Here is a 17,074-nt window from a genome sequence, read left to right on the forward strand (position 1 = left end):
GATCAGCGATGAGACAAATTTGTCTCACATGAGATACAGTCGTCTCATGGCAACGGATCGTGACAGGCTGCTGCAATCGGCGGCCGACTTTCTGGGCCGGCGACCCAACGCCACCGTCGACGAGATCGCCACCGCGGTGGGGGTGAGTCGGGCGACCCTGCACCGGCACTTCGCCGGAAAGCCCGCACTGATGGCCGCGCTCGACGAACTCGCGATGACCAACATGCGTCAGGCCATCGAATCGGCGCGCCTGCAGGAGGGTTCGGCCATCGACGCGCTACGCAGACTGGTCACCGCCTGCCGCCCGGTCGCGCCGTATCTGTGCCTGCTCTACAGCCAGAGTCAGGAACTCGACGCCGACGAGTCGATGCAGGGCTGGGCCGAGACGGACGCCGCCATCACCGCCCTGTTCGACCGCGGTCAGCGCGCGGGCGAATTCCGGCCCGACCTGTCGGCAGCCTGGCTGAACGAGGCGCTCTACAGCCTGATCGCCGGAGCCGGCTGGGCCATCCGCGTCGGCCGCGTCGCCGAACGCGACTTCGACCACATGATCACCGAACTGCTACTGAACGGAGCACGCTCCTCATGACCCGCCGCTGGCTCGCCCTTGGCGTCCTCACCCTGGCGGTGTTGCTGATCGGCATCGACGGCACGGTACTGGCACTGGCCACCCCGTTCATCAGCCGCGACCTCGGCACCTCCGGCGCCGAACTGCTGTGGATAGGCGACATCTACTCCTTCATCCTGGCCAGCCTCCTGATCACCATGGGCAGTCTCGGCGACCGGATCGGACATCGCAAGCTGTTGCTCTGCGGCGCAACCGGTTTCGCCGCCGTCTCCGCTATCACCGCCTATGCGCCGACACCGGAACTGCTGATCGGCACCCGCGCCCTGCTCGGCGTTGCGGGTGCGACACTCGCACCGGCGACACTGGCACTGATCCGTGGCATCTTCACCGATGCGCGCGAACGCAGCCTCGCCGTCGGCGTGTGGGCATCGGCATTCTCCGCCGGCGCGGCACTCGGCCCGGTGGTGGGTGGTGTGCTGCTCGAACACTTCTGGTGGGGTTCGGTGTTCCTGATCAACGTGCCGGTGATGGCGGTGCTGGTCGTCGGCGGGGTGCTCCTGCTGCCCGAACACCGCAACCCCGAACCGGGTCCGTGGGATCTGCCCAGCGTCGCATTGTCGATGGCGGGCATCCTGACCCTGGTCTACGCGATCAAGGAATTCGCCACCCGCGGGCCGCACCTCGGTTCAGCGGTCACCGCCGTGGTGGGCGCCGCGGCGCTGACCATGTTCGTCCGCCGTCAGCTGCGGTTGACCAGCCCGCTGATCGACGTGCGGTTGTTCGCCAACCGCGCGTTCTCCGGCGTCGTCGCGGCGAATCTGCTCTCGGTCCTCGGCCTGTCCGGTCTGGTGTTCTTTCTGTCCCAGTTCTTCCAGCTGGTGCAGGGGTACAGCCCGCTCGGTGCGGGCCTGGCCGAATTGCCCGCTGCCCTGACCGCCACGGTATTCGGCGTGCTGGCCGGAATCGCGGTGCGCCGCTGGAGTCAGCGCGCCGTCCTGACCACCGGGCTCGCGCTGGTCGGTCTCGCGATGGCGGCGCTCACCACCATCCGGCCCGATACGGCCTATCCACAACTGGGCCTCTCGTTGTTCGTCGTCGGCGTCGGCCTGGGTCTGGCGTTCACCGTGGCCAGCGACGTCATCCTGGCCAGCGTGCCGCGCGAGCGCGCCGGGGCGGCCGCCGCGGTGTCCGAGACGGCCTATGAACTGGGCATGGCGCTGGGCATCGCGACGCTCGGTTCGATCGTCACGGCTGTGTACCGCGGACTGACTGTTCCGCAAGGGGTTTCGGGCGCAGCAGCCGCGCACGCCCGCGATTCGCTGGCGGCCGCCGGCGAGGTCGCCGGCGATCTTCCGGCGCCCCAGGCCGCGGCCCTGCTCGACTCGGCGCGCGACGCGTTCACCGGCGGACTGGCCATCGCGGCCGGCGTCGGCGCGGCGCTAATGCTGACCTCGGCGCTGACCGTGTGGATCCTGTTGCGCCAGCGCCTGCCGGGCGAACTACCAGGCGGCGCCGAGATCGGCGTGCTGGACGACCCAGGTGTGCATGGCGATGCCGGCCGCGACCGCGGCGTTGATGCTGCGAGTGGAGCCGAAGGCGGCGATCGACACGGTCATCCGCGCACCGGCTTTTGCGTCGTCGGTGATGCCCGGCCCCTCCTGTCCGAAGATGAGCAGGCACTCGCGGGGCAGCGCAACGTGTTCCAGCCGGACCGCGCCGGGCACGTTGTCGACCGCGACGACCGTCAGGCCCGCCTCGCGCGCGAAGTCGACTAGTTCGGCCGTGGTGTCGTGGTGGCGCAACCGCTGATAACGGTCGGTCACCATGGCCCCGCGCCGGTTCCACCGCCGCCGCCCCACGATGTGCACCGTGTGCACGGCAAAGGCGTTCGCCGTGCGCACCACGGCCCCGATGTTGGCGTCGTTACCGAAGTTCTCGATCGCGATGTGCAGCGGATGGCGCCGACGGTCGATGTCGGCGACGATGGCTTCGCGGGTCCAGTACCGGTAGGCGTCGACGACATTGCGGGTGTCCCCGGTGGCCAGGAGTTCGGCGTCGAAGCGGGGGTCGTCCGGCGGCTCCCCCCGCTCCTCCCGGTTCCACGGCCCCACGCCCGGGCCCGCACCCCATTCGGTGGGTCCGGGTTCGATCTGCTCAGTCACCGCTGGTCCACAGGGCGGCGTGGGTGCCGATCATCGATGCACTCGCATACAGCAGCGCCTTGTTGATCTCGCCCTGGGTGCACAGCGACGCCCGGATCGACACGCCCCCGCGTGAGCTGTCGGGGAGCACCAGCACCGACGCCCCGTACGCCGCACACTGGTAGCTCAGCCCGGGTGCCGGCAGGGTCGGGGCGACCACGATTATCGTCGGGCCGCCGCGGCGCCGGGCGGCCTCGCGGTAGGTGTCGGCCGCACCGTCGATCTGCAGGCCCAGGAGCAGGTAACCGTTGCCGCTGAACGCCTGCGGATCGCCCAACGCCGCTGGAGCGAGCTGGCCGCCGTCGGCGCTGAACCCCTCGGCGCTCGTCGTCTGTACCTTCAGGCCGGTCTCGGGGTCCTCCATGGGCGGCGTGCCGACGGGGAACGCGGCGGCGTAGGCGATCGTCGTCCCGGGCATCCGGTCGGCGGGCGAATATGCGTAGACACCGCGCACCTGGTTCTGCTCGCGCTGCGGCCCCAGACACACGGTGCCGCTCAGGCGGTCCGGGCTGGGCGCGCTGACCGGGGTGATGTCCAGATCCTCGACATTGCGGCAGCCGCCGATCGCGTTGGCCTCGATCGGGTGGGCCAGCGCACCATAGAGGCCGAAGCGCAGCGATTCGGGGGCGACGGGCTGACCGGTGCCGGAGTGCGAAGCGTCGATGTCGATGAGCACGTTGTCGCCGTCGAATCGCAGATTCGACACCGAGATGTTCCAGCCCGCCAACGCCAGCGACTCCCCCACCGCCGCGGTCTGGGCGGCGTAGACGTCGGTGGGCTCCCGGTCGGACGAGCATCCGGTCGCGGCGAGGAGCACCGCTGCGGTGAGGACCGCGAACAGCCTGCGCACCGCCGGTCAGGTCCGACCGCGGCCGCGGCCGACGACGCGCGTCAACGTCCGCACCAATGCGCGCGGGACGACGCGGCTGCCGGTGGTCAACACCTTGTACTGAACGCCGGGCACGATCACGACCCGGCCCTTGGCGACGTCGGCCAGGCAATCGCGGACCACGTCCTCGACGCTCAACCAGAAGAAGGCAGGGGTGCCCGACATCTCGATGCCGGCGCGGGCGTGGAACTCGGTGCGCACGAATCCGGGGCAGAGCGCGTGCACACCGACGCCGGTGCCACCGAGCCCGTTGGCCAGGCCTTCGGAGAAGGCGACCACCCAGGCTTTGGACGCCGAGTAGGTCGACCCGCGGCCGGGCAGCAGCCCGGCGACGCTGGCGACGTTGATGACGGTGCCCGAGCCTGCCGCCAGCATGGGCGGCAGCGCGGCATGCGTCAGGGCCATCACAGCGGTGACGTTGACGTCGAGCTGGGACTGCAGCAGCTCCAGATCAGCGGTCCAGAACTCTCCGGACGTCCCGAAGCCGGCGTTGTTGACCAGGACCTGGACTCCGGCCTTGAGCCGTTCGGCCACTGCGGCGCGGTCCGCGGCGACCGCCAGGTCGGCGGGCAGGACCTCGACGGTCGCGCCGCCTTCGTCCCGCAACTCGGCAGCCAGGGTCTCGAGGCGGGCGACATCGCGGGCGACGAGCACCAGGTCGTAGCCGTCCTGTGCGTAGCGGCGGGCGAATCCCTCACCGAGCCCTGACGTCGGTCCGGTGATCAGTGCGACGGGCCGTGGCATGCCTGAAGAGCGTACTTAGCGCTGCAGATGTGACGACTGCCGCCCGTTACGCGGCGGTGCCGGGGTCCGGGACGGACCCGGATGGGCCGCCGGGCCGGCGGGCGGACCGTCGGCCCGGGGAGCGTCCGGGCGCTGGGCGTAGGGTCGGCCGGCGGGCGGTGCGAGATCCGGACGCCCGGCGTCGGCACGCTGGGGTAGCTCGCTCTGCCGGCTGGGGGCGGGTTTGATCGGGCGGCTCGGAGATCCGCTGCGCCGCGCGATCGCCTGCGTGGAGTCGGACTGGGGCGCCGGCGGCAGTACCCGCAGCAGATCGTTGAACTGCCGCACGGTACGCAGGCCCTCGTCCCACTGGGCCCGGGTGCTGGTCACCGGCATGCTGATCAGCGTCCAGTTCTCCTCGTTCCACATGATCTCCGCGGCGTCGGGCGCGGTGTGGGCGAAGGTGACCATGCGGCGATCGCAGGCCCGGCGGGCGGCGTCGAGGTTCGTGGAGTACACCATCCGCGGACCGATTGCCCCCAGCAACCAGATGTCGTTCTCGCGCGGCTCCTTGATGCCCTTGAGGCGCAGGTCGACGACCACGTTGGTGCCCACCTTGCGGTGTAGCGCGATCACCGTGGCGACGTCTTCGAGGTCGAAGATGAAGACCGCTTCACCGCGGATCTGACCGAGGACCACGTTGCGGGCGCTCACGTCTCCGACGGTGGACATCACCCCGCGCTTCCAGCGCTTGAGGATGTCGGACGACTCGTGCTCATAGTCGAAGCCGTGCGACTTCGCCCAGGATTTGCGGCGGCGTCCGAGCCCGCGCCGACGGTCGACGTCGACGTACAGCAATACGGCCGCACCCACGAAGCAGAGCGCCGACAGTGTGAACCAGAGCGGAACCATTGACCCCAGCCTACTTGTTGGTAGCCGGTTCGCCCGAACTCATCTAGGTCACAACCCCGTCTCAGGCGAGCTCAGCAGCAACTCTGGCCCCACCCGTCCGACGCCGAGCAGACGCAAAAGGCCCCCGACACGCGGTGTGTCGGGGACCTTTGCGTCTGCTCGCGGATGAACGTCAGCCCAGGACCAGGTGTTCACCGTCCGGACTGAGGTTGACCGGCACGATGTCGCCATCGTGCACGTCGCCGGCCAGCAGCATCTTGGCGAGCTGGTCGCCGATGGCCTGCTGGATCAGCCTGCGCAGTGGACGCGCACCGTAGAGCGGATCGAATCCGCGCTGGGCGAGCCACTTCTTGGCCGGCAGCGACACCTCGAGGGTCAACCGCCGCTGGGCCAACCGCTTCTGCAACTGCGCCAACTGGATGTCGACGATGGACACCAGCTCCTCCGGATTGAGCCCGTCGAAGATGATCACGTCGTCGAGCCGGTTGATGAACTCCGGTTTGAACGCCGAGCGCACCGCGGCCATCACCATCTCCTCGGTCCCGCCCGCGCCCAGGTTGGACGTCAGGATCAGGATCGTGTTGCGGAAGTCGACGGTGCGGCCCTGTCCGTCGGTCAGCCGGCCCTCGTCGAGCACCTGCAGCAGCACGTCGAACACATCGGGGTGGGCCTTCTCGATCTCGTCGAACAGGATCACCGTGTACGGCCGCCGGCGCACCGCCTCGGTCAGCTGACCGCCCTGGTCGTAGCCGATGTAGCCGGGAGGCGCACCGACCAGCCGGGCGACGGAGTGCTTCTCGCCGTACTCGCTCATGTCGATCCGGACCATCGCGCGTTCGTCGTCAAACAGGAACTCCGCCAGCGCCTTGGCCAGCTCGGTCTTGCCGACGCCGGTCGGGCCGAGGAACATGAACGAGCCCGTCGGGCGGTTCGGGTCCGCGACACCGGCCCGGCTGCGGCGCACCGCATCAGAAACTGCCGTCACCGCCTTGCGCTGGCCGACGACGCGCTTGCCGAGCTCGTCCTCCATGCGCAGCAGCTTGGCCGTCTCGCCCTCGAGCATGCGGCCGGCGGGGATTCCGGTCCAGGCGGACACCACCTCGGCGATGTCGTCGGGACCCACCTCCTCCTTGAGCATGACGTCTTCCCGGGCCTGCGCCTGTGGCACCGCGGCGGCGAGCTTCTTCTCGATCTCCGGGATGCGGCCGTAGCGCAGCTCGGCGGCCTTGGCCAGATCGCCGTCCCGTTCGGCCCGCTCGGACTCCTGGCGCAGCGAGTCGAGCTGCTCCTTGAGTTCGCGGACCACGTCGATGGCGTTCTTCTCGTTCTGCCAGCGCGCGGTCAGCACCGCGAGCTCTTCCTTCTTCTCGGCCAGCTCACCGCGCAGCTTCTCCAGCCGCTCCGCCGACGCGTCGTCCTCCTCCTTGGCCAGCGCCATCTCCTCGATCTCCAGGCGGCGAACCAGGCGCTCGACCTCGTCGACCTCGACGGGTCGGGAGTCGATCTCCATCCGCAGGCGCGACGCCGCCTCGTCGACCAGGTCGATGGCCTTGTCGGGCAGGAATCGGGAGGTGATGTAGCGGTCGGACAGGGTCGCCGCGGACACCAGCGCCGAGTCGGTGATGCGCACGCCGTGGTGCACCTCGTAGCGCTCCTTGAGGCCACGCAGGATGCCCACCGTGTCCTCGACCGACGGCTCGCCGACGTAGACCTGCTGGAAGCGGCGTTCCAGCGCGGCGTCCTTCTCGATGTACTTGCGGTACTCGTCGAGTGTGGTGGCGCCGACGAGGCGCAGCTCGCCGCGGGCCAGCATCGGCTTGATCATGTTGCCGGCATCCATCGACGAGTCACCGGTGGCACCGGCGCCGACGATGGTGTGCAGCTCGTCGATGAACGTGATGATCTGGCCGGCCGAATTCTTGATGTCGTCGAGGACGGCCTTGAGTCGTTCCTCGAATTCACCGCGGTACTTCGAACCGGCGACCATCGAGCCCAGATCGAGTGAGATGACCGTCTTGTCGCGCAGGCTCTCCGGCACGTCGCCGGCGATGATGCGCTGGGCCAGACCCTCGACGATCGCCGTCTTACCGACACCGGGCTCGCCGATCAGCACCGGATTGTTCTTGGTGCGGCGGCTCAGCACCTGCACGACGCGACGGATCTCGTTGTCGCGGCCGATGACCGGGTCGAGCTTGCCCTCCCGGGCGCGGGCGGTCAGGTCGGTGGAGTACTTCTCCAGCGCCTGGTAGCTGCCCTCGGGGTCGGGGCTGGTGACGCGGGCACTGCCGCGGACCTTGGTGAAGGCCTCGCGTAGCGCCTGCGGCGACGCCCCCGCGCCGGAGAGCAGTTTGGCGGTGTCACTGTCGCCGGTCGCCAGACCGACGAGCAGGTGCTCGGTGGAGACGTACTCGTCGTCCATTTCGGTCGCGAGCTGCTGGGCGGCCGTGACGGCGGCCAGCGACTCGCGGCTGAGCTGGGGCTGGCTGTTGGCGCCGCTGGCGCTGGGCAGCCGGTCGATGAGCCGTTGCGTCTCGGTGCGGATGGTCGCAGGGTCGACGCCGACGGCCTCCAGCAGCGGGGCTGCGATGCCGTCGTTCTGGGTGAGCATCGCCATCAATAGATGGGCGGGCGCGATCTGGGGGTTGCCTGCGGCACTGGCCGCCTGCAACGCCGAAGTGAGCGCCGCCTGGGTCTTGGTCGTCGGGTTGAACGAGTCCACGACACCTCCGATCGTCTAGCAGGATTGCTTGTCGACAGGTTCAACGTCGCTAGGGTTGAGTCTGTTCCGCTCAAGTCTAGAGAATTTCGCGGCGCCTGGGAAGAGGCGGCTGTCAGTGCGTGAGGTAGCGCGTCAGCATGACGGTCAACTCCCGCGCAAGACCCGCCGGATCCAGCACGGCGGGCGCGGCCAGCGCCTGGTGCACCACCGCTTCGATGGTGACGACGGCCAACCGGGCGGCAGCGTCCCGGTCCGCCACCCTCACCTCCGGATGCCCGTCCAGCAGCGCTCGCATCGCGGTGGTCGCCGCGTCCTGCAATTCCGCCACCCGGCGCATCAGGTCCGACGATCGGGGCGCCCGTTCGAGCAGGACCCGCAGGAACGCCGGGTCCTGCCGATGGTTGTCAACGGCAGTGGCGACGATTTCGCCGATGGCCTCCTGCAGCGACGCCGGCGGGCGCGCGGGGCGACGGTCGCGGACCGCCGCGATGCCCAGGTCGAGGTGCCGGGCTGCCAGTTCCATCAGGATGGCGTCCTTGTTGGGGAAGTACTGATAGACCGAACCGACGGAGATGTCGGCGCCCTCGGCGATGCGGTTGGTCGTCCCGCGGTCGTAGCCGTACACGGCGAAGACGTGGACCGCCGCGTCGAGGATGCGTTCGCGAGTGTCTTCCGCGCGACGCTGGCGCGGTCTTCTCCTGGGCTGGAGTTGCTCTCGGCCTGCCGCCATGTCGTCGACGGTATCCGGCGAAAGCGAGCAGCGGTGCCGTGGCATTCCGCATTTTCGCCGGACAGCACCGCTGTGCCGGTCGCGCGAAAAGCGAGTAGCCAACCCAGCCGCCCAAACGTGAGTATTCACAGATGAATTCACTTCGTCACCCCGACGTCACCGCCGTCCTCGAGCGGCTGTTCCGCCAAGCAGAGGCCACCGACGCCCCGTACCTTGCCGAACTGCTCGCCGGATTCGGCCCCGGTGTAGACCCGTTGGCCGGCCTCCTGGCCGCCGAGGCCCGTGACTACCGCAGCGTCTACCACGACGCGGTCGACAACTTCCTCTGTGTGTCCGCGGATTTCGGCCGCCTGCTCTACCTCCTCGGCTGTGGATGCCGGGCGAGCAGAGTGGTCGAGTTCGGCACATCGTTCGGCGTCTCGACCATCCACCTCGCCTGCGCCGTGCGCGACAGCGGGGGCGGCACGGTGATCTCCACCGAACTGGAGCCGACCAAGGCAGCGCGGGCACAGCAGAATCTGGCGGCCGCCGGCCTGGCCGAGCTGGTCGACATCCGGGTCGGCGACGCGCTCGACACGTTGCGCGGCGGCGTCGGCGGCCCGGTGGACCTCGTGCATCTCGACGGCGCCTTCAGCCTGTATCTGCCGGTGTTGCGGCTCCTGGAACCCCATCTGCGCCCGCATGCGCTGGTGATCGCCGAGAACGGCACCGCCGGCTATCTCGACTACGTGCGCGAATCCGGCAACGGGTATGTGACGGTCACCCTCGACGCTGACCGCGGTAATGAATTGTCCGTGTTCACAAAGTGATTCACGGCCAGCGGTTCATACCGCGATACGCAAGGCCACCGACCGCGACTGCCCGCCCACCGTCGACGTCACCGCCGGCGGCTCGAAGAATGCCGTCCATGGCAGGCTCGACGGTGGGATCGCACCCGAGTCGATGACCGCGGCCGTGGCGACCCCACTTTCGCTGGGGATCTCGATGGTCTCACCCGGTTCGCCGTAGCTGCCCGAGCAGTCCTCGATGCACCGGCCGGTGGTGGGATCGATTCTCTCGGCGAACATGTCGTTGATCCACCCGGCCATCAACCGCTGCACGGCCGGCGGATTCTGGGGCTGCGGTGGGCCGGCCACCAGATAGGTGCCGAGCTGAATCAGCGGATTGCCCCCGAGTTGGGCGTCGACATGGACACCCCCGTCGATGACCACGCCGTTAAATTTGCCGGGGCGGAACCGCGACAGATCCCGGTTGACCGTGCTGGAGGCGTTGAGGAAATTGGGCGGCGCCCCGATCTCGTACACCGGGACGTAATCGGCGGGGTCCCAGTTGTTGCTCGCCTCGAGTCGGTTCAGGCGCTCCATCGCATTCGGCAGGATCGGCGCGAAGGGGACCGCGTCGAGCAGAACCACCCCGGCCAGGTGATTGGCGGCGTCCTGCCCGTCCGCGCGGCGGGCGACCAGCCCTTCGGCGTAGTGACCGGCCACCCCGGGGGCGAAGCCACCGCCCAGCGAATGACCCACGAGCACGAACTCGGCCGGCACGGTCAGATCCGATCGACCGGCCTTGGCCGCCGCCGTGGCCAGACTGGCGTTCAGCGCGCGACGGTCGTCGTCGAGCAGCAACTGGGCCACCGCCTCGTGCATCGCGTCGCCACCCAGCCACATGTTGTTGTGGGAGAACGGGTTCGAGGTGATGGTCGTCGCCACGACGATACTGTTGGTGCGCTCGGCGAGCAGTGACGCGGTGTAGCTGTACATCGGGCCGCTGGCGAGGATGCCGTGTTGCAGATAGATCAGCCGCTGCGGCTGACCCTGTTTGGGGAAGTACCAGTCGGCCTCCAGATCGGTGCCCGGGGCGACGTTCAGCGTCGACGTGCTGACCTCGATCGAATCGCGCAGCGCCGGCGGCACCACGGGCGGGCCGTCGAGCGTCTGCACCAGTGTGCCGAGCACGTTGAACACCAATGAGCCGATGGCCTTCACCGGCGGCGGATAGTCGGGCTGGAACGGCCCGATGATCTCGCCGATGATGCCGGCCTCACCGGTGTTGCGGGTGGGCAGCGGATCGTCGTCGGGCGGCTGCGCGGCGAGATCCGGCGTCCTGACCGCGGGCACATCGGCGTCGCGCGCGCGCTCGACACCCTCGGTGCGGCCGCGGATTGCGGCGCGCTTCGCCGTCCCGGCCTCGTCCTCGTCGGAATCCGGTTCGGCGGTCCGGGCGGTGCCGGCGACACGCGAGGAACTCCTGCTGACCGCGACGGACGGTCTGTCGCCGTCGGTACGTGCGACGCGCTGGTTCCGATATTCGGTCGAAGCCCGCGGACCGCGCTCGACACCGCTCGCGGTCGACGATGCCGATGCCGATGCCGACCCACCGTCGGGACCCCCGTCGACGTCGGCACTGGCGACGCCGGCGAGCAGGACCGTCGACACTCCCGCGGTCAGTACGCCGGTTCCCAGCCACACCACTAATCTCTGCACCGCTCCCCCTCTGACCACCGCCGACCCCGGAACGGTAACGCGCCCCCGGGTGCCAGGGGCCGAATCCTCTAAATTGTTAGAGTTCGCTTCCCACGGCGGCCGCCCTGGATACGATTCGGGCCATCGCCACCTCTCGCCGCAAGAACGATCCCGCCCAGCGTCGCCGCGACCTCGCCGACGCCGCGATCGACCTGCTCGGCACCAACGGCGCGCGCGGACTGAGCCACCCGCGGGTCGATCAGCACGCCGGCGTCCCCGCCGGTACGACGTCGTTCTACTTCCGCACCCGCCGGGCCCTCATCCACGGCGTGGCAGACCGGCTCAGCGAACTCGACCTGGCCGATCTGTCGGTACTCGACGAACTCGCCGGGGACACCTCGGCCGGGTTCGCCGGCACCCTCGGCTTCGCGCGTCTGGTGATCCTGTCGGGCACCGAGCCCTACCTGACCCGCACCCGGGCCCGATTCGAGGTGATCCTCAGCGCACGCAACGATCCCGATCTCGCCGAGATCGTGCGGGCCTACGGCGACCGGCTGCACGGCCTTGCGCACCGCGTGATCGCCGCGTGGTACGGCGATCAGCAGGACGCCGACCGGCTCGTCGAACAGCGCTCGGTGATGGTGATGACGTTCGTCAGCGGTGTGATGACGAGTTTCGTACAAGGCCAACCGGTGGTCAGCGACGCCGAAGAACTCGACGAGATGATTCGTCACATCCTACGGGCCTGAGTGTCTTGCTAGGTTCGACAGCGATTCGACGGGAGGCTCGGCCATGGTGGACCGATGGGGTTCGGTTCTGCTCGAACTGATACCGCTGGCGCTGGTCATCGCGCTGTCACCGCTGTCGATCATCCCTGCGGTCCTGGTGCTGCGCTCGCCGCGGCCCCGACCGGCCGGCCTGGCCTTCCTCGCCGGCTGGCTGCTGGGACTGTTCACGCTCGCTGCGGTGTTCCTCCTGCTGGCCGGACTGGTCGGCAACTTCAACAAGCCGCCGCCATGGGCCGCCTGGGTGCGGATCGTGGTCGGTGTGGTCCTGATCGGCTTCGCCGGGTTCCGCTGGCTGCGGCGCAGTCAAGGACACACCCCGAAATGGATGACCAGGCTGACCGGGCTTTCCCCGGGGCGGTCGTTCATCACGGCGACGGTGTTGGTGGTGGTGAACCCGAAGGTGTTCTTCGTGTGCGCGGCAGCCGGTCTGGCGATCGGCACCAGCGGTCTCGGTGTCGCGGGTGCGTGGTCGGCCGTCGTCTACTTCGTCCTGGTCGCCGGGTCGACGGCGCTGGTCCCGCTGGTGGGGTACGCCCTGTTCACCCACCGTCTGGACGCACCACTGCGGCGGCTCGGCGACTGGATGGAAGAACAACACGCCACCCTGGTCGCCGGCATCCTCCTCGTGATCGGTCTCCTGGTGCTCTACAAGGGCGTGCACGGCGTTCTGGGCTGAGCGCAACTCCTACTCCCATACACTCGAACGGCGTGGGACTCGACGATCGCGACGCGCTGGCGGTGTTGCGTGACGCGGTCGATCCCCGGCTCGGCTCCGACCCGCTCATCGCCGCGTTCTACACCCGATGGTTCGCCACCGACCTGTCCGTGCGGGATCTGTTCCCGCCCGACATGGCCCGCCAGCGAGCGGTGTTCGCACAGGCCATGACGTGGGTGCTCGGCGAGCTGGCCGCCCAGCGCGCGCAGGAGCCGGTGTCCTTCCTCGCCCAGCTGGGCCGCGACCACCGCAAGTACGGGGTGACCGCGCGGCACTACCGGACCATGGGCGAGGCCCTGTACACCGCCTTGCGTGACCGGCTGGCCGACCGCTGGGACGACCGCCTCGACGCGACCGCCCGCGACGCGGTGGCCCTGTGCACCGGGGTGATGAGCGGAGCCGCGGACGCCGAAGACGGACCGCCGTTCCGCGACGGCACCGTCATCGAACACCACCGCGTGTCGCGCGACGTGTCGGTGATCCGGCTCCGGCTCGACGGCCCGCTGACCTATCACCCCGGCCAGTACGTCACCGTCCAGGTGCCACAGTGGCCCCGGCGCTGGCGCTATCTGAGTCCGGCGATCCCCGCCGAATCCGGCGGTGGTATCGAATTCCATGTGCGGTCGGTCCCCGGCGGCATGGTCAGCACCGCGATCGTCAACGAGACGCGCCCCGGCGACCGCTGGCGGCTGTCGAATCCGCATGGCGGGCTGGCCGTGAGCCGCGACGACGGAGACGTGCTGATGGTGGCCGGCAGCACCGGCCTGGCGCCGTTGCGCGCCCTGATCATGGATCTGACCCGGTTCGGCGAGAATCCACGGGTCCATCTGTTCTTCGGAGCCCGCTTCCCGTGCGAACTCTACGATCTCAGGACGCTGTGGCAGATCGCCTCGACCAATCCGTGGCTGTCGGTGACGCCGGTCTCGGAGTACACCAGCGATCCGCCGTGGGCCCGCGACTATCCCGACATCACCCCGCCGCGGGGCCTGCATGTGCGTCAGACCGGGCGGCTCCCCGAAGTGGTCACCAGATACGGCGGCTGGGGCGACCGGCAGATCCTGATCTGCGGATCATCGGCGATGACCACCGCCACCAAGGCGGCGCTGATTGCCAAAGGCGCTCCGCCGCAACGCATTCAGCATGATCCGCTGACCGGCTGATCGTCCGGGCCGGGTTCGACTTCAGCCTCGGGGGTCACCGCCGTCCGGAACGCGTAGCGGTACCGGTTGCGGGCCAGCATCGTCAGCTTCAGATCCTCGATCAGCGGGTCGAGAAACCTCGACCGGTACTCCCCGTCGCTGACCACCCGCGCCGAGATGTACATGAAGGTGAGTGCGGCCAGGAACAGCGTCATGTTGACCAGTGCCTGCGGCACCGGAACGGTCATGCCCAGCACTTCGGCATCCGGCCGGCTGCCGTGTGCCCAGCGTTCGAGCAACTCGGGGCTGAGCACGACCAGCCCCACGACGAAGAAGATGCCCGACGGCACCAGCGCGACCGTGAGGATCTGGACGATCTGGGTGGCGGCGAGCACGAAGATCTCGTTCCATCGTTCGGCGCGGGTCAACGGGTCGGCCTGCGGCGGATCGGGCAGGTTGTCGAACGGTGTACCGGCCAGCCGCTCGGCGTGCCGGGGTGACGCGCTCGCCGAACGCAGCGTCGGCCGCGCCCGCTCCAGAGTGCGGGAGAAGACGAACGTCACCGCGATCAGCACCAGGATCGCGAGCAGCACCCACAGCCGCGGCTGGGTGATCGTGGCCGCCATGATCCACACATAGGTGTTGAAGAACACCAGCACGATGAGCAGCACCACCGGTAGTGCGCCGATCAGGAGATCGCCGACGGCCCGCAATTGAGCCCAGGTCAGTCGGGTGGCCCAACCCAGCACCGAACCGATGCCACTGGCGGTGACCACGACGACGACCAGGACGACGCCACACGTGGCCAGCAGCGACAGTGGATCCCGCTGAATCAGATCGCAGCAGGCGGCGAATCCCACTGCGGCCGACGAGACCACCGACTGTGCGCGGTCGCTGCGCATCCTGGCGACCATCCAGCCCACCGCAGGAGCGGCCGGCACCGCCAGGACCAGCACCGCCAGCACCAACCGTTCGCCGTCGGTCAGGTCGACCGAGTCGACGTTGACCCGTTGGTCACCCGACAGCAGGTAGACCGCCAGCTCGCAGAACGCGAGCACGCCGACGGCTGCGAGCACGGGTGCCGAGCGCGGCCAGATCGCCCGCAGTCGGCCGCGCGCGGTCAGCACCGCAGGCAGCCCGCGGTCCAAGAACCAGCGCTCGGCCGCGGGGGCATCGACACTCACATTCGGCACTGAGCCATCATCGGGGCCCGCGCGGCGATGCGCAGCTCGAAACCCGTTGGTACGCAGCAAACGTCACGTGTCCGGCGGGTGAACGCAGAACCCGTGCTGCCCCACATGCCAGACTGGCCCGATGGCCGACCTCCAGCCCATCACCCTGTCCGACCCGTCCTCGTCGCTGCGCGCGACCTACGTTCCGGGGGCGGGGATGATCTGTACGTCACTGACTGACGACGGGGTCGAATACCTCGGCCAACGCCGCGGGCTGGCGGCCTACGTCGAGAACGGCAAGACGATGGGAATCCCGATCCTCTACCCGTGGGCCAACCGGCTCAGCGCCACCGATTACACCGTCGACGGAGCAACGGTCACGCTCACCCCCGGTGTCGGCGGGGTCCGCACCGACGAACACGGCACACCGATCCACGGTGTGCTGGCCGCCAATCCGGACTGGCTCGTCACCGAGCAGTACGTCGATCAGCTGGTGGCGATTCTCGATTGGAGCGGCAAACCGGAACTGCTGGCCAGCTTCCCGTTTCCGCACACGCTGACGATGACCGTGACGCTGGCCGAGCGCACCCTGACCGTCGAGACCACGGTGACGCCGACGGAGGCGGCCGCGGTTCCGGTCTGTTACGGCTACCACCCCTATCTGCAGATCCCCGATGTGCCGCGCGCGGACTGGTTGCTCGAGACACCGGCCCTGCGTCACCTTCCGGTCGACGACCGGGGACTGCCGACCGGCGCGACCGCGGATTGGCCGGCAAGCGCCGAAGCGCTCGGAAACCGCACCCTCGACGACGGGTTCGACCGGGTAGCCGATGACGCCGTCTTCGCGCTGTCCGGCGGTGAGCGGCGGGTGGAGGTGACCTACGCGCAGGGCTATCCCGCCGCGCAGCTGTTCGCTCCACCCACCGACGACGTGGTCGGCATCGAACCGATGACCGCACCCACCGACGCGTTACGGCGCGGCGGCTATCGGATGGCCGCGCCGGGTGAGCCGGACACCAGCCGGTTCACCATCAGGATCGGCTAACGGGCCGTGGTGGGGTCACAGCTCCGCTTCGTCTCCAACCGTCGCCAGGTCCACCAGAACATCAGTGCCGACGCGATCGAGCCTGCGGCGGCCAACCACTGTGACCCCAGGAAGAGGTCCCACTCGACGGGCCGGTCATCGAGGTGGGCAGCCGCCGCCTGCACCACCTGAATCGCACCCCACGCCAGGCTGAAGAGTCCGACGGCACCGACGATCGCCACGAAGACGGTGCGCAGGGTGTACCGCGCCGCGCCTGGTGACACGACTGCCCGTATCCGGCCAGTGCGCGCCAGGAAAAGCGATGCCGCACAGGCGACGACGAGTGCCACCGCGTCGGCGGCCAACGTGTCCGAGAGCCGGTGCGCTCCGATGACGACCGTGTAGGCCCCGATGCCCACGGCCCAGGTGAGGGTGAACAACATGGCGATGCCGCGGAATCGGTACGGCATCACGATCAGCGTCGCGAACAACAGGGACATCGCCGCTGTCGTGTGTCCGCTCGGCAGGGTGTTCTCAGTCCATCCGTTGTGAACCACACCCGTGTGCGGGCGCGCCAACACGTGGTATTTCAACACCTGCGTGACCGCTTGGCTGACCAGGATCACCGACACTCCAGCGACGGCCAGCCACAGCTGACGCCGCAGCAGGCCGATGACTCCGACGGTCAGCGCCGCGAGGAGCTGCGAGGTCACGGAGATGGTGTGGAACTGGTCGAGCGCAGCTCGGCGCACCTCCGGGTCGACCTGACGGGCGCCGCGCAGGGCCGCGTTCTCCAGGGCCTGGCCCGTTCGCGTCTGAACCGCCAAGAGGTAGATCACCACGCCGAACACGAGCGCGGCCATGAGCACCATCAGCCAGCGGCGTCGCGCGCTGCGCAAGCTGCGGTCGCCGTTCATCGCGCTCTGCATGTCGAGGACGGTCACTGCGACGCCTCCGCGGTTCGCTCCCGACTCACGGGGAGGACACCCGCGGCCGGACCGAGTCCGCCACGGTGCCAACGCGCCAGACCTC

15 protein-coding genes and 1 pseudogene are annotated in these 17,074 nt (G+C 69.0%); 7 read left to right on the top strand and 9 right to left on the bottom strand.

Annotated features, from left to right (window positions below; translation table 11 throughout):
• The first annotated feature begins 46 nt into the window (after positions 1–46).
• Positions 47–589: a TetR/AcrR family transcriptional regulator gene (locus ACN27E_RS15195; protein ID WP_422742656.1), complete on the top strand. Its 543-nt coding sequence runs from the start codon at positions 47–49 to the stop codon at positions 587–589.
• Positions 586–2,178, top strand: a pseudogene (locus ACN27E_RS15200) (MFS transporter); the annotation flags it as partial. The gene ACN27E_RS15195 and the pseudogene ACN27E_RS15200, both read left to right, overlap by 4 nt.
• Here ACN27E_RS15200 and ACN27E_RS15205 read toward each other — a convergent pair.
• The 6 genes from ACN27E_RS15205 to ACN27E_RS15230 form a co-directional block, all read right to left on the bottom strand.
• Complete coding sequence (locus tag ACN27E_RS15205; RefSeq protein WP_422742658.1) at positions 2,068–2,730, bottom strand: TrmH family RNA methyltransferase; 663 nt, start codon at positions 2,728–2,730, stop codon at positions 2,068–2,070. The pseudogene ACN27E_RS15200 and the gene ACN27E_RS15205 overlap by 111 nt on opposite strands.
• A complete protein-coding gene (locus ACN27E_RS15210) occupies positions 2,723–3,619 on the bottom strand; it encodes a hypothetical protein (protein WP_422742660.1) in 897 nt (298 codons plus the stop codon). Before ACN27E_RS15210 ends, ACN27E_RS15205 begins: the two co-directional genes overlap by 8 nt.
• 6 nt (positions 3,620–3,625) lie before the next feature.
• Positions 3,626–4,402: an SDR family NAD(P)-dependent oxidoreductase gene (locus ACN27E_RS15215; RefSeq protein ID WP_422742662.1), complete on the bottom strand. Its 777-nt coding sequence runs from the start codon at positions 4,400–4,402 to the stop codon at positions 3,626–3,628.
• A 15-nt stretch (positions 4,403–4,417) separates the two neighbouring features.
• Positions 4,418–5,293 (bottom strand): trehalose monomycolate transport factor TtfA, encoded by an 876-nt coding sequence (ttfA, locus tag ACN27E_RS15220; RefSeq protein WP_422742664.1) that lies wholly within the window; start codon positions 5,291–5,293, stop codon positions 4,418–4,420.
• 172 nt (positions 5,294–5,465) lie between these two features.
• On the bottom strand, positions 5,466–8,012 hold the full coding sequence (gene clpB, locus ACN27E_RS15225; RefSeq protein ID WP_422742666.1) for an ATP-dependent chaperone ClpB: 2,547 nt from the start codon (positions 8,010–8,012) through the stop codon (positions 5,466–5,468).
• A gap of 112 nt (positions 8,013–8,124) precedes the next feature.
• Positions 8,125–8,742 (bottom strand): TetR/AcrR family transcriptional regulator, encoded by a 618-nt coding sequence (locus tag ACN27E_RS15230; protein WP_422742668.1) that lies wholly within the window; start codon positions 8,740–8,742, stop codon positions 8,125–8,127.
• Between the two features lie 131 nt (positions 8,743–8,873).
• Between ACN27E_RS15230 and ACN27E_RS15235 the strand changes: the two genes are divergently transcribed.
• Positions 8,874–9,551, top strand: a complete 678-nt coding sequence (locus tag ACN27E_RS15235; RefSeq protein ID WP_422742670.1) for an O-methyltransferase — start codon at positions 8,874–8,876, stop codon at positions 9,549–9,551.
• Positions 9,552–9,566: 15 nt separating this feature from the next.
• Here the strand turns inward: ACN27E_RS15235 and ACN27E_RS15240 are convergent, their stop codons facing one another.
• A complete protein-coding gene (locus ACN27E_RS15240; protein ID WP_422742672.1) occupies positions 9,567–11,210 on the bottom strand; it encodes a hypothetical protein in 1,644 nt (547 codons plus the stop codon).
• Positions 11,211–11,533: 323 nt separating this feature from the next.
• Between ACN27E_RS15240 and ACN27E_RS15245 the strand changes: the two genes are divergently transcribed.
• The 3 genes from ACN27E_RS15245 to ACN27E_RS15255 are packed head-to-tail and all read left to right on the top strand — an operon-like array spanning position 11,534 to position 13,867.
• Positions 11,534–11,953 carry a TetR family transcriptional regulator gene (locus ACN27E_RS15245; RefSeq protein ID WP_422742674.1) on the top strand — a complete coding sequence of 140 codons (420 nt, stop codon included), beginning with the start codon at positions 11,534–11,536 and terminating at the stop codon, positions 11,951–11,953.
• A gap of 43 nt (positions 11,954–11,996) precedes the next feature.
• Positions 11,997–12,668: a GAP family protein gene (locus tag ACN27E_RS15250; protein WP_422742676.1), complete on the top strand. Its 672-nt coding sequence runs from the start codon at positions 11,997–11,999 to the stop codon at positions 12,666–12,668.
• A 32-nt stretch (positions 12,669–12,700) separates the two neighbouring features.
• Entirely contained in the window at positions 12,701–13,867 is a 1,167-nt protein-coding gene (locus tag ACN27E_RS15255) for an FAD-binding oxidoreductase (protein WP_422742678.1), read from the top strand.
• On the opposite strand, the gene ACN27E_RS15260 is transcribed toward ACN27E_RS15255, so the two are convergent.
• On the bottom strand, positions 13,843–15,030 hold the full coding sequence (locus ACN27E_RS15260) for a hypothetical protein (protein WP_422742680.1): 1,188 nt from the start codon (positions 15,028–15,030) through the stop codon (positions 13,843–13,845). The genes ACN27E_RS15255 and ACN27E_RS15260 overlap by 25 nt on opposite strands.
• Before the next feature lie 130 nt (positions 15,031–15,160).
• Between ACN27E_RS15260 and ACN27E_RS15265 the strand changes: the two genes are divergently transcribed.
• Entirely contained in the window at positions 15,161–16,063 is a 903-nt protein-coding gene (locus tag ACN27E_RS15265) for an aldose 1-epimerase (RefSeq protein WP_422742682.1), read from the top strand.
• Here ACN27E_RS15265 and ACN27E_RS15270 read toward each other — a convergent pair.
• Entirely contained in the window at positions 16,060–16,986 is a 927-nt protein-coding gene (locus ACN27E_RS15270) for a phosphatase PAP2 family protein (protein WP_422742684.1), read from the bottom strand. The genes ACN27E_RS15265 and ACN27E_RS15270 overlap by 4 nt on opposite strands.
• Positions 16,987–17,074 lie beyond the last annotated feature (88 nt).

This window comes from Mycobacterium sp. WMMD1722, assembly GCF_049315205.1.
Taxonomy (GTDB): Bacteria; Actinomycetota; Actinomycetes; order Mycobacteriales; family Mycobacteriaceae; genus Mycobacterium.